We start from the raw sequence: 13,598 nt of genomic DNA on the forward strand, positions 1-13,598 counted from the left end.
TTCTTTGTGTTTTATGCTAGTAGAATGAACTACTTGCGTTGATAATAATTTAATACGGCTGTGATTACATTTTCAATTGTAGGCTGACTCGCCAATACAATTTTATCTGTTTTATCCTTTAATGCATCTGCTGTGGTTGTCCCAATGCAAAAACATATTTTATCTTCAATTGAATTGTGTTCTAAAAAACTGTTTACACCAGACGGACTGTAAAACAAAACCGCTTCGTACTTTTTCTTTATCAGTCGCGGTTTTAAAGTGGTGGTGTAAGCTGTGATTTCGTTATATTTAATTTCATTTTGTTGCAAATAATCAGGAATAGTGTTTCTTCTGATGTTGCCACAGAAGAAAGTGAACGTATTGCTTTTGTATTTTGCGTCAATTATTTTTATTAAATCGGCTGCATAATCGGTACATTCAATTACTTCGAACTTATTCTTTAGTAATTTCTTTTTCGTTTTTTCGCCCACGCACAAACACGGTTTTGAAAAAACATTCTTATTTTTCGACTTTAAAACGCTTTTTACTGCTTTTTTACTAGTGAAAATAAGATAGTCATTTAATTCCGGCTTATCAAATGGAAGCGAAGAAGTTTTGATAAAGTTCTTTTCCACACAACTAATTCCAGCCGTGGAAATTCTTTTTCTTAATATCTTTGACAGTTTTTTTGTCGAAAGGATTTGAATCATTATTAACTTCTTATTTTATATTCTTCTTGACCTAAACAATAAGTCTCTATATCTTTATTGTATCCGTAAACTACTAAAATATCGTCTTCAAGAACAATAGTATCAGGAGCTGGACGACCAATAGTTTCTTTGACAACAGTTCTTTTACCAATTAAATTACGTTTTTCTCTTTTACGAAATATGGTAATTAAAGTCAAACGATATTTGTCTATTGAATCTAATTCGGCTAATGTCTTTCCAAAAAATTCTGGCTTCGCTTTTACTTCAGAAATTGTATAATTATCATCTAATTGATAGTTCTCTAAAGTTGATTTGAAGTTGATTTGCTTGGTTAATCGATCTGCTGATTCTTGTTCTGGATGAACGATGCTGTGAATCCCCATGGCTTCTAGAACAGTGTCGTGAATAGGTGACAAAGCTCTACTGATGATTTTTACATCACTCAATTTTTTAATAATCGCTGTTGTAATAATTGCTGCACCTTCATTTTCTCCAATAGCAACTACAACTTTATCAGTATCTTTTAACGGCAAAGCTTCATACGACAATTCATTAGTGGAATCCATTACAATGGCGTGTGAAATTTTATCTTTCACTAAATTCACTTTTTCCATATTTTTGTCAACCCCAATAACTTCGTTGCCCGTTTCAGTAAGGCTAATAGCAAGCGACATTCCGAAGTTTCCTAGACCAAATACGATTATTTTCATTTGGATAAATTTAGTTAATTAAAATATTTTCTTTTGGATATTCGTAGAACTGATGATTCAATCTTCTTAATAATCCAACCATTAAATTCAGCATTCCTATTCGACCGATAAACATACATGCAATTAATACATATTTGCTTGGTTCGGTTAGTGTTGGTGTAAAGTTTAAACTTAATCCTACCGTACTGTAAGCGGAAAAACACTCGAAAGCAACGGTTAATATTGAGGTTCCTTTCGGTTCAAAAATTAAAATGGCCATAATTGAAACACCAATCGTAAGTAACGAAATTGATAAAATGGCAAAGGCACGAGAAGTGGAATCTGCCGAAATTCTTCTGCCAAACAACTGAATTCTACCTTTTCCTCGTGCTACTGCTATTATGTTTAAAGTCGCCAATGCGAAAGTACTCGTTTTAATACCACCAGCAGTCGAAGCGGGCGATCCTCCAATCCACATTAAAAAGATAACAAAGAGTAAAGAAGGAACAGTCATTTTCGAATAATCAATAGCGTCAAACCCTGCTGTCCTGGGTGAAACCGCACTAAAACTTGCTGCTGTTATTTTTCCAAATAATGAATCGTGTTGTAATAACGTGTTGTTATATTCAGAAATGAACAGGAAAATAAAACCAGCGACCAATAAAATAAGTGTTGTATAAATTACTATTTTCGTGTTTACGGTTATAATTCTAATTTTTTTATGGACTATTTTTTTTGCAAATAATTCTATTACATACGTTTTTAAGTATTTGTAAAAATTGAAAACGATATTATGGCCTAATCCTCCCAATACAATCAATATCATTAAAATCCAATGCAAATAGTAGTCAAATCGTAAGTATTCATTAAACATTCCGCCTGGAACTGTTGAAAATCCAGCGTTACAAAAAGCAGATATAGAATGAAATACCGAAAAGAAAAATTCGTTGTCAATAGCTTTGTTGTCGATTATGGAAGAGTAAATAAATAATGCACCTACGGTTTCAACGCTCAGAGTTAAAATTACCACATTAAGTGCAGCTCTAAAAACATCGCGCAAGCCTTCATGTGCGATAAAACTTCCTGTATTTAAACCTTCTTTAAAAGAAGAACTTCCTCTAAAAAAGAAAGCGAAGAACGAGGTGAATGTTAATATTCCAATTCCTCCCAACTGGATTAATACAATTATAATTGATTGGCCCACTGGCGTAAAATCAGCTGAAGTATCAAGTACAACTAAACCAGTTACACAAACTGCACTTGTTGCTGTAAAAAGTGCATTTGTAAATGTTATTCCGTGTGTGGTAGCACTTGGAAGCATTAGTAAAAACGCTCCAGTTAAAGCTAGAATCATAAAACTTCCAACAAAAACAATTGCAGGGTTAAAGTAGATGTCATAAATATGACGTACAAAAACCATTAATCGTAAAAGGAAGTAGAAAATTAAACCCCCTTCTAAAACAGGTTTTATTTTTTGTAAAATATAATCGTGATGGAAGTTGCTATTTATTACTGAAATTATACCACAGCTTAACAAAAGAATTGCTAATAAAAGCATATTTGCGAGTGCAACTTTCTTGTTACTATCGTATCGTTTGGTAAAAAACTTAAAGGAATTAAAAGCTAGTAACCCAAAAGAAAGAATTAATAACCCAATTACATGCGGTGAATTATAGTTTTCTTCAAAATCATATCCAAAGTCAAATACGATAAAAAGCAAAACGATAATATCAAAAAAGCGATATAAATAATTGAGCAAAGAGTCTTTCTGCATTTGTGGATATTAATTACTTTTTCAAATCACAACGAATACTTTCCATTAAAGCAGCTGCGCCGTTTTTTAAAATCTCTTCAGCACAATCTTTTCCAAAGTTTTTGTAGGATTCAAAAGTACAACTTTTTTTGCTTTCAAATTTCTCTTTTCCATCTAAAGAATATAGAACGCCTTCAAAATCAATTGATGTTCCGTTAGGTCTTGCTAAAGCTCCAATTGGCGCTGAACAACCACCTTCTAAAGTTTTTAAAAATTCACGTTCTATGTGTGTACAAATTTCAGTTTCTTTATGATTTAATTTGGATAAAGCTTCTCTGCAAAAATGATCTTTTTCCATAGCAACAACAACCATTGCACCTTGAGCAGGAGCGGGCACCATCCATGATAAATTAATGTAATTTTCAGGTTTAATGTTGATTCTTTCCAAACCAGCGGCGGCAAATATTGCGCCTTTCCAGTCACTTTCTTCTAGTTTTTTTAAACGGGTGTTGATGTTTCCACGAATGTCAACCGTTTTGTGTGTTGGGTATTTATTTAACCATTGCGCTTGTCGGCGTAAGCTTCCTGTTGCAATTGTTCCTTCTGAGTTTAAGAAATCTAAATCACCTTTGTGAACTAATATATCTACTGAATTTGCTCGTTCTAAAACGGCTGCTTGCACAATTCCAATTGGTAAGGCAGTTGGAACATCTTTCATTGAATGTACGGCAATATCGACTTGACCGTTAAGCATTGCAATATCTAAAGTTTTAGTAAAAATACCTGTGATGCCTAATTCATAAAGTGGCTTATCTAATAATAAATCACCTTGTGATTTTACGGCTACAATTTCAGTTTTATATCCTAAATCGTTTAATTTTTTTTCTACAGTATGCGCTTGCCAAAGTGCTAATTCGCTATCTCGTGTTCCTATTCGGATAATTTTACTCATTATTTTACCAGCGTTTCAATTTGAAATATTTTTTCAATCCATTCAATACTTTCGTCCACCATCGTTTGGTCATCTTTTAAATGATTTGCAAAATGGTTGGTGATCTTTTGGATGATTCTTGCGCTAATTAGTTCGGCTTGTTCCTCATCAAAATTAGCTAGCTTTTTACGTTGAAAGTTTAATTCACCTTCTTTAATCGTGTTTAATTTTGCTTTTAAAGCGTGGATCGTAGGTGCAAATTTGCGTTGCTTCGTCCATGCGATAAATTCATCCTTAATTTCTTCGATAATTGCTTCCGCAGCTGGAATATGTTTTTTTCTATTTTCCAAAGTTTCATCGGCCATTTGAGCCAATTGATCCATATGAATTAAAGTGACATTTTCCAATTCGTTTACGTTTTCATTGACGTTTTTAGGAATCGATAAATCTAAAATTAAAAGTGGTTTTTTCAGGTTTAAAATGGTTTTATCAACCGTAGGATTTAAAGCGCCTGTTGCCACAACTAAAACATCAGCATTTTGAATTTCCAATTGTAAATCAGCATAATCTTTTACAATCACATTTAATTTTTTAGCAATTCGTTCTGCTTTATCTTTTGTTCTATTAATTAAGGTAATTTGTTCGTGTTTTGAATGTTTTACTAAATTTTCACAAGTATTTCTTCCGATTTTCCCTGTTCCAAAAAGTAAAATATTCTTATTTGAAATATCTTGTACATTATTAAAGATGTAACGCACCGCCGAAAAAGAAACAGAAGTTGCGCCCGAAGAAATTTCTGTATCTGTTTTTATTTTTTTACTAGCCTGAATTACTGAGTTCACTAATCGTTCTAAAAACGAATTTGCTAATTCCATTGCTTTACTCTGAACGAAAGCATTTTTAAGTTGACTAATAATTTCAAAATCACCTAAAATTTGACTGTCTAATCCAGTTCCAACACGAAACATGTGTGAAATAGCTTCATGGTTTTTATATACGAAGGCTACTTTCTGAAAATCCTCAACTGTTCCTTGACTATTTTCACAAAGTAATTTGATTAATTGAAATGGGTGTTGTGCAAAACCGTATATTTCGGTTCTATTACAAGTTGAAGTAACGATTAAATTCTCTATGCCTTCTTCTTTCGCCTGAAGTAATAAACTTACTTTAGATTTGTCGTCTAAGCTAAATTTACCTCTCATTTCGGCATCAGCTTTTTTATAGCTCAAGCCTACAGCGTAGAATGTTGGGTGCTTTGCAAATGTATTGTTTTCCATAAAAACTACTCTTTCCTAAAAGTTGAACAAAATTACTTGACTATCATTTAGAAAAGTAACGCTGGAAGGCCTTTTTATATCGTTCAAAGATATTTTAGATCTTAATTGGCTTTCTAGCGTTATTTCCACTAAATTTGTAGCAAAATCAACTGTTGCGAATTTATTTATATAGAACAATTCTAAATAAGAAACTGCCGTTTGATTGTTACTATATACGAAAAAACATCGCTATGGGTTCTCAAGAAGAGATAAAAATTGAAAATGACTTTATTTTACATCTGTTTCAAAATGATGGAGGTGAAATGTATCGCGTTGAAAAGCATATAAATCAAGGGTTTATACAATTTCACTTTGGTTTAAAGGGTAAAGGTAAATTTATTTTTAATCAAGGAAATTATGCATTGGATTTAAAGGAAGAGAAATCACTTTTGTTTTATAATCCGCAAAAAGAGTTGCCACTTAATCTAGAACTAGCACCTAATACTTGGATTGTTTCGGTTATAATTTCGATTAAAAAGTTCCACAGTCTGTTTTCGTCCGAATCAGAAAATATTCCGTTCTTGAGTGAAGACAATAAGGATAAGAAGTATTATAAGGAGAACGATATAAGTCCTTCAATGGCCATTGTATTGAGTCAATTGTTTCATTATCATTTAAATGCATTTATTAAAAATTTATATTATAAAGGAAAAGGGTATGAATTGTTAAGTTTGTATTTCAATCGTTCGGAAGATTCAAGTGCGGAACAATGTCCTTTTTTAATTGACGAAGAAAATGTGTTGAAAATTAAAAAAGCGAAAGAAATAATGATTTTAAACATGTCAGAGCCACCAGGACTTGAAGCTTTGGCAGAACAAGTTGGGCTGAGTTTAAAAAAATTAAAAATGGGTTTTAAACAAATTTATGGTGATACCGTTTTTGGGTTTCTGTTTGAATATAAAATGGATTATGCCCGCCAGCTGTTGGATAGCGGCTCTTATAATGTAAATGAAGTGGGATTGAAAATTGGTTACAGCACCGGAAGTCACTTCATTGCGGCTTTCAAAAAGAAATTTGGAACTACACCAAAAAAGTATTTAATGAATATGAATACTAATGTTTAAAACCAAAAGCCATCAATTTCGTATATCAAAGTATAAATAAAAAAATAAGTATTCATAAATTAAGAGAAGTAAAATAATTACTTTTATAAAAAAAAATTACAACATGAAAGGAGTATTATTAGTGAACTTAGGTTCTCCAGAAAGTCCTACTGCAAAGGATGTTAAGCCATATTTAGATGAATTTTTAATGGACAAATATGTAATTGATGTTCCATTTTTATTACGTGCTTTATTAGTTCGTGGGATAATTTTACAAACTAGACCTAAGAAATCGGCAGAAGCTTACGCAAGAATTTGGACAGATGAAGGTTCACCATTAATTGTAATTTCTAAAAAAATGCACGAAAAAGTGCAAAAATTAGTAGATGTTCCGGTTTCATTAGCAATGCGTTATGGAACAATGACTATTCTAAAAGGACTACAAGAATTAAAAGATAAAGGCGTAACCGAAGTAATGTTAATGCCATTATATCCACAACATGCTATGGCTTCAACTACTACTATTTTAGTTTTAGCAGAAGAATTACGTCAAAAGCATTTTCCAGAAATGACTTTTACAAATGTTCCGGCATTTTATAACAAACCGGGCTTTATTCAAGCTTTAGCGAATTCGATTAAAAAGCATTTAGAAGGTTTTGACTACGATCATTTATTGTTCTCCTATCACGGAGTTCCTAAACGTCATATTCGTAAAACAGATATTACAGAATCACATTGTAAAATGGATCTTACGTGTTGTGATACGCCTTCACCGGCACACGAATTTTGCTACAGCCATCAATGTTATGAAACTACAAAACAAGTAGTAAAATTATTGGGAATTCCAGAAGGAAAGTACAGCCAAACTTTCCAATCGCGTTTAGCAGGAGACAAATGGTTAACACCTTATACGGATGTTGAAATCAATAAAATGCCCGAAAAAGGAATCAAAAAATTAGCAGTTGTAACTCCGGCTTTCGTTTCTGATTGTTTAGAAACTTTAGAAGAGATTGCGATGGAAGCTAATGATGAGTTTTTGAAACACGGCGGAGAAGAATTCAACGCAGTTCCTTGTCTTAATGATGATGACGAATGGTGTGAAGTTGTTGCAGGTTGGGTAAAAGAATGGGCTAAATAATTGCAGATGGAATTCTATAATTACATAAAATCCCTACATTTAATATTTGTAATTACTTGGTTTGCAGGTCTTTTTTACATTGTTCGCTTATTCGTTTATCACGCAGAAGCCAAACAGAAACCACAACCTGAACAAGATATTTTAATCAAACAATACCAAATAATGCAATACCGATTGTGGTATATAATCACTTGGCCAAGTGCAGTTTTGGCCAGTGTTTTTGCTTTTTGGATGTTATTTTTTACAGAAATCGGACAGGTTTGGTTGCAACAACCTTGGATGCATGTAAAGTTGGCATTCGTTTTGCTGTTGTATATTTACCATTTAAAATGCCATCAAATATTCAAAAATTTACAGAAAAACGAAGTAAAACAGTCGTCAAATTTCTTCAGAATTTGGAATGAAGGAGCTACGATTATTTTGTTTGCCGTTGTCTTTTTAGTAATATTAAAAAATGCAATCAATTGGATTTATGGCGTAGTCGGAATTTTCGTATTTTCGATTGTTATAATGATGGGATTCAAATTTTATAAAAAAATAAGAGAAAAAAAATAAGGAGCTAATCCAGCTATCCGTTGCAAGTTTTTTGCAAAAAACGGGTTTTTATAAGCACTAAAACGAGCTTCCGTTGGTCGCTTTTTTAGCACAACAAAAACTCCATTTTTTCACAAAAAAGCTTTCCACTACTATCTGGGCTAGACAAATACTATGGATAGAATATTCAACATAAAAAACCTTTCCCTTAGAGTAAGAATATTTCTATCCATGATATTCTTGACACTTATTGCGTCCTTACTTATCGCTGCGGTGTCAATTTATCAATTTAGAAAAGAAGCCAGAGAATATCATCAAGATCGACTAGAGCGTAAAGAAGTTGCGATTACTGAGCATATTAATTATGTGCTACAGACCACAACTTATCCGCTGACCACTGAAAATATCCCATTGATTTTCAAAGAAAAAATATTTGAATTAGCCGATATTCATACTATGGAAATTAATTTTTTCGATTTAAGAGGAAATCTGCTAATCTCTTCGAAACCGGTTTTTAAAGTAGACAAAGACAAGCCTAAAATTAATCCATCGACCTTAAAAATAATTCAGTCTTCACTTGAAAAGCGTTATATTGAATTCACTAATATTGAAAGTCGAACATTTCGTTCTTCTTTTTCCTATTTAAAGGACACCAAGTTTAAACCTTTGGGTATTTTAAATTTACCTTATGAAGAAAAAAGAGAGTTTTATGATAATGATGTCCAAAATTTCTTAATTCGATTTGGTCAAGTTTATATAATTATGTTCTTGATTTCTATTATTTTATCTTATTTTTTATCGAGTTATATTACAAAATCTTTAAAAATCATTAGTGATCGCCTTGAAGAAACACAATTAAATCATTTAAATGAGAAAATTGTAATTGAAGACGGTAGTAAAGAAATCAACCTGCTAATTAAGTCCTACAATAACATGGTGGATAAATTAGAAGAAAGCGCAACAGTTTTAGCACAAAGCGAACGCGAGCAAGCTTGGCGTGAAATGGCTAAACAAGTAGCACACGAAATCAAAAATCCATTAACACCAATGCGCTTAACAGTGCAAAGTTTCCAACGCAAGTTTGATCCTAATAATCCAGATATCACAAAAAAACTAGACGATTATACTAAAACCATTCTGCAACAAATTGATACAATGAGCTCGGTGGCGAGTGCGTTTTCAAACTTTGCAACGATGCCTGCCCAGCAAAATGAAACTTTAAATGTAGTTCATATTGTAAAAATGGCTTTGGAAATTTTCAATGAAGATTACATTCAGTTTTCAGCATTAGAAGATGAAATCATTGCTAAATTAGACAGAACCCAATTGATTCGTGTAATTACAAATCTGGTAAAGAACGCTACGCAATCTATTCCTGAAGAACAAGAGCATAAAGTTATTTTTGTCAAGGTCTTTAGAGAAAATAATCAAGTTAAAATTGCGGTAAAAGATAACGGAAAAGGAATTTCTCCACAAAATACAGTTCGAATTTTCGAACCAAAATTCACCACAAAATCTAGTGGAATGGGTCTTGGCTTGGCAATTATAAAAAACATAATTGAAAATTACCACGGAACAATTACCTTTGAATCAGAACCAGGAAAAGGAACTGAATTTTTAGTCTCATTTCCAATTACAAAATAAAAACACAAAATAATAATCTTTGCAACTTTGCGAAAACCTTTGCAACTTTGCGTTAAAATAAAAGAAATGGAAAATATTTTAATCGAAAAACAAGACAATATTGCTATTGTTACTATCAATCGTCCCACGAAATTAAACGCTTTAAACAAAGCTACGATTCAGGAGTTGCATGAAGGTTTCAAAGCATTGAATGAAGATGCAAGTGTAAAAGCAATCATCATTACTGGAAGTGGCGAAAAAGCATTCGTAGCCGGAGCTGATATTTCCGAATTTGCTGATTTTTCAATGGAAGACGGTGGTAAATTGGCTGCGGAAGGTCAAGCTTTGTTATTTGATTTCTTACAAAACTTAAGCACACCAGTAATTGCAGCTGTAAATGGTTTTGCTCTTGGTGGTGGTTTAGAATTAGCAATGTCTTGTCATTTCAGAGTAGCTTCAAGTAATGCTAAAATGGGATTGCCAGAAGTAACTTTAGGAGTAATTCCTGGTTATGGAGGAACGCAAAGATTAACACAATTAGTTGGAAAGGGTCGTGCAATGGAAATGATTATGACAGCAGGAATGATTGATGCAGAAACGGCAAAAAATTACGGTTTAGTGAATCATGTAGTTGCTCAAGAAGAATTACTTGATTTTGCAAAAGGCATCGCATCAAAAATCGTAAAAAATTCAAGTGTTGCTATTGCAAAAGCTATTGAAGCTATTAATGCAAACTTTGAAGATGGCGTTAACGGATATGAAGTAGAAATTAAAAACTTTGGAGCAAGTTTTGGTACTGAAGATTTTAAAGAAGGAACGACAGCATTTTTAGAAAAAAGAAAAGCAGTTTTCCCTGGGAAATAGTGTAATTTAAAACCTTTGTCAAAATTTAGAATTTTGACAAAGGTTTTAAAATATTAAAGATCGCCTTCCCATTCCGCATAAAATTGCGATAAAAAAGAAACCATAAAATCGTGTCTCTTTTTAGCTACTTTTTTGCCAGTTTCAGTGTTCATTTTATCTTTCAAAAGCAATAATTTTTCATAGAAATGATTTAAAGTCGGTGCTTCAGAATTTTTATACTCTTCTTTACTCATGCTTAAATTTGGCTGTACATTTGGATCATAAAGTGTTCTATTTTTAAACCCTCCATAATTAAATGTTCTAGCTATTCCAATCGCGCCAAGCGCATCTAAACGATCAGCATCTTGAACAATTTCTAGCTCTTTAGAATTGAAATCACTTTCAAAATTACCACCTTTAAAAGAAATATTTTCAATAATTGAGATTACGTGATTTATAGTTTCTTGCTCTAAATTTTGGGAAATCAAAAACTCTCTAGCCATTTTCGGACCTATAGTTTCATCGCCATTATGGAATTTAGAATCGGCAACATCGTGAAGCAAAGCGGCTAATTTTACCACTTGTAAATCGCAAGTTTCTTCTTCTGCTATTAAAAGCGCATTATTATAAACACGTTCTACGTGAAACCAGTCATGTCCGCCTTCAGCATTTTTAAGCTTTTCTTTTACGAAAAGTATTGTATGGTGTATTGTCTTCATGTTTTGGGGTATAAAAAATTCCAATTTCATTATAAAATTGGAATTTCTATTTCTATTTTTATCTTGCTAATGCAGGTTCAACCCATTTAAAAATGTGACCCGCTTCAGGAATCACTAAACGTTCAGAAACTCTTGTCATTCTTGCAGGTAATTTCATTAAGTAATCACGAGCTTTTTCTGCTTCTCCTGTTAATCCTGAAATTTTATCAATTTCCCACTTGTCAATTAATTTTTGCATGATGTCCACATAATCAACCGCAGTGTAAACACCAATTCGTTGTGCAGAATCTGAAAATTGTTCAAAAGCTGTGCTTATTTTTTGTCCTGATTCTCTCAAGAAATGAGCAGGCATAATAATTTTATGTTTCATCATGTGTTGGAACGCCAACATCATTTCACTTGGATCTACTTTGAAAATTTCAGTGATAAATTGGCTATAAGCTAAGTGATGACGCATTTCGTCTCCAGCAATAAGATTACACATTTTATGTAATTTTTTATCACCGTATTTTCTAGCAATTTGTGCCACTCTGTTGTGAGAAACGTAAGTTGCTAATTCTTGGAAACTGGTGTAAACGAAGTTTTTATAAGGATCATTACTAGTTCCAATATCAAAACCATCATTAATTAGATGCTGCGTTGTCATTTCCACTTCACGCATATTTACTCTTCCAGAAAGATATAAATACTTATTTAATACGTCTCCGTGACGGTTTTCTTCACCGGTCCATTGACGAATCCATTTGTTCCAGCCGTTGGTTCTATCTTCCGGATTAACACCTTCTACGTTTAGTAACCAAGATTCATATGTTGGCAAAGCTTCTTCTGTAATGGTATCACCTACTAAAGCCACCCAGAAATCATAAGGTAAGTCTTTTGCAATTTCTTGTATTTCTTTTACTTCTTCAAAAAAGTTTTCACTTTGAGAATCAGGTAGTAAATCTGTAGGTTGCCAAATTTTCTCCACTGGAATTAAATAATCATCCACAAAAGTGTCGATCTTCTTTTCAAGAAATTGCATAACTTCTAGTCGAATGTTTTGTATAGACATGGTTTTATATTTTTATGTGTTGGGTTATTATTTTCTCTGTTTTTTCCGCAATATCTTCAAACGAATAGTCTGAAATTTTTAAGGGTTCGTGTATTTGTAATTTTAACTTAACTCCCAATCCTAGAGGAAATTGCCCAAATTTAGTGAATTTCCAAGAATTGTTAATGGTGATGGGTAAAAAATATGCATTTGGAGCAAATTTGTACAACATTTTCATGCCGCTAGTTGCAAAAGGTTTCGGTTCTCCAGTTTTACTTCTGGTTCCTTCTGGAAATATTACAACGGCGTAATTATTTTTATTTACTAATTCAGCGACTTTTTTAATAGCTGGTAAAGCTTGTTTTGGATCTTTCCTATCAATTAAAGCAGATCCTCCGTGACGTAAATTGTAAGAAACACTTGGAATTCCTTTTCCCAATTCAATTTTACTAATAAATTTTGGATGCGTTTTTCTTAAAAACCAAATCATAGTAGTAATATCGTGTAAACTTTGATGATTAGCGACAATAATTAAAGGTTGGTTTGTAGGAACATTTTCCAATCCTTCAATGTGAAAAGTTGTACCTAGAATATGTGCAGTTCGTACTAAAAACCAATTCATATAAGCAACGCTGATGCGATGAGCATTGTAGCCAAATAAGTTTAAACAAACCCATTGAATGGGATGAAAGATCAGTAACCAAAGTATAAAGACGCAATAATAAACTATAGAAAGAGGATAAGATATTATTTTTTCCATTTATTAGATGAATTTGTACAAAAGTAAGGTTTAAAATAAAAAAACCACCATTTTTGTGGTGGTTTTATTATATGCTAGCATAGTATCAATTAGCAATGCTCGTTGTATGCGTCTTTTAAATTTTCAGCAATTAATTCAGCCGGACGTCCTTCAATATGATGACGTTCTAACATATGAACTAATTCTCCGTTTTTGAACAAAGCCATACAAGGCGATGATGGAGGAAAAGGAAACATGTGTTGACGCGCTGCATCCACTGCTTCTCTGTCAACTCCTGCGAAAACAGTTACCATTTGTGTAGGTTTTTTAGCACCATCTAAACTCATTTGAGCTCCTGGGCGTGCGTTTCTTGCTGCACAACCACAAACTGAATTGATTACTACTAAAGTTGTTCCTTCTATTTTTAAAGCATTTTCTACTGCTTCTGCACTATGTAATTCTTGAAAACCAGCATCTGTTAATTCAGCACGCATTGGTTTTACCATTTCTTCTGGATACATATCGTTTTAATTTTATGATTAATATTGATT

General features: G+C 32.7%; 14 protein-coding genes. 5 read left to right on the forward strand and 9 right to left on the reverse strand.

Annotated features, from left to right (window positions below):
- Positions 1-29: 29 nt before the first annotated feature.
- The 5 genes from ACFSX9_RS07980 to hemA are packed head-to-tail and all read right to left on the reverse strand — an operon-like array spanning position 30 to position 5,339.
- Positions 30-689 (reverse strand): uroporphyrinogen-III synthase, encoded by a 660-nt coding sequence (locus tag ACFSX9_RS07980; RefSeq protein ID WP_379806430.1) that lies wholly within the window; start codon positions 687-689, stop codon positions 30-32.
- Between the two features lie 2 nt (positions 690-691).
- On the reverse strand, positions 692-1,399 hold the full coding sequence (locus ACFSX9_RS07985; protein WP_379806432.1) for a potassium channel family protein: 708 nt from the start codon (positions 1,397-1,399) through the stop codon (positions 692-694).
- Between the two features lie 10 nt (positions 1,400-1,409).
- The gene (locus ACFSX9_RS07990; protein ID WP_379806434.1) at positions 1,410-3,152 is read right to left on the reverse strand and encodes a TrkH family potassium uptake protein; all 1,743 of its coding nucleotides are present in this window, start codon (positions 3,150-3,152) and stop codon (positions 1,410-1,412) included.
- 13 nt (positions 3,153-3,165) lie between these two features.
- The gene (hemC, locus tag ACFSX9_RS07995; protein ID WP_379807059.1) at positions 3,166-4,086 is read right to left on the reverse strand and encodes a hydroxymethylbilane synthase; all 921 of its coding nucleotides are present in this window, start codon (positions 4,084-4,086) and stop codon (positions 3,166-3,168) included.
- The gene (gene hemA, locus ACFSX9_RS08000) at positions 4,083-5,339 is read right to left on the reverse strand and encodes a glutamyl-tRNA reductase (RefSeq protein WP_379806436.1); all 1,257 of its coding nucleotides are present in this window, start codon (positions 5,337-5,339) and stop codon (positions 4,083-4,085) included. Before hemA ends, hemC begins: the two co-directional genes overlap by 4 nt.
- 230 nt (positions 5,340-5,569) lie before the next feature.
- On the opposite strand from hemA, the gene ACFSX9_RS08005 reads away from it, so the two are divergent.
- From ACFSX9_RS08005 to ACFSX9_RS08025, 5 genes are all read left to right on the forward strand, one after another.
- Complete coding sequence (locus tag ACFSX9_RS08005; RefSeq protein ID WP_379806438.1) at positions 5,570-6,442, forward strand: helix-turn-helix domain-containing protein; 873 nt, start codon at positions 5,570-5,572, stop codon at positions 6,440-6,442.
- Positions 6,443-6,545: 103 nt separating this feature from the next.
- Entirely contained in the window at positions 6,546-7,559 is a 1,014-nt protein-coding gene (gene hemH, locus ACFSX9_RS08010) for a ferrochelatase (RefSeq protein ID WP_379806440.1), read from the forward strand.
- Between the two features lie 6 nt (positions 7,560-7,565).
- Positions 7,566-8,114, forward strand: a complete 549-nt coding sequence (locus ACFSX9_RS08015; RefSeq protein ID WP_379806442.1) for a CopD family protein — start codon at positions 7,566-7,568, stop codon at positions 8,112-8,114.
- Between the two features lie 210 nt (positions 8,115-8,324).
- Complete coding sequence (locus ACFSX9_RS08020) at positions 8,325-9,737, forward strand: sensor histidine kinase (RefSeq protein ID WP_379807061.1); 1,413 nt, start codon at positions 8,325-8,327, stop codon at positions 9,735-9,737.
- 66 nt (positions 9,738-9,803) lie between these two features.
- Positions 9,804-10,580 (forward strand): enoyl-CoA hydratase/isomerase family protein, encoded by a 777-nt coding sequence (locus ACFSX9_RS08025; RefSeq protein WP_379806444.1) that lies wholly within the window; start codon positions 9,804-9,806, stop codon positions 10,578-10,580.
- Positions 10,581-10,633: 53 nt separating this feature from the next.
- Here ACFSX9_RS08025 and ACFSX9_RS08030 read toward each other — a convergent pair whose 3' ends face one another.
- The 4 genes from ACFSX9_RS08030 to ACFSX9_RS08045 all read right to left on the reverse strand — a co-directional run bounded on the left by ACFSX9_RS08030 (position 10,634) and on the right by ACFSX9_RS08045 (position 13,568).
- On the reverse strand, positions 10,634-11,278 hold the full coding sequence (locus ACFSX9_RS08030; RefSeq protein ID WP_379806446.1) for an HD domain-containing protein: 645 nt from the start codon (positions 11,276-11,278) through the stop codon (positions 10,634-10,636).
- Between the two features lie 58 nt (positions 11,279-11,336).
- Complete coding sequence (locus ACFSX9_RS08035) at positions 11,337-12,329, reverse strand: acyl-ACP desaturase (RefSeq protein WP_379806448.1); 993 nt, start codon at positions 12,327-12,329, stop codon at positions 11,337-11,339.
- A 4-nt stretch (positions 12,330-12,333) separates the two neighbouring features.
- Complete coding sequence (locus ACFSX9_RS08040) at positions 12,334-13,068, reverse strand: lysophospholipid acyltransferase family protein (RefSeq protein ID WP_379806450.1); 735 nt, start codon at positions 13,066-13,068, stop codon at positions 12,334-12,336.
- Between the two features lie 89 nt (positions 13,069-13,157).
- Complete coding sequence (locus tag ACFSX9_RS08045) at positions 13,158-13,568, reverse strand: BrxA/BrxB family bacilliredoxin (RefSeq protein WP_379806452.1); 411 nt, start codon at positions 13,566-13,568, stop codon at positions 13,158-13,160.
- Between the last annotated feature and the right edge of the window lie 30 nt (positions 13,569-13,598).

The organism is Flavobacterium ardleyense, from assembly GCF_042686085.1.
Lineage (GTDB): Bacteria > Bacteroidota > Bacteroidia > Flavobacteriales > Flavobacteriaceae > Flavobacterium > Flavobacterium ardleyense.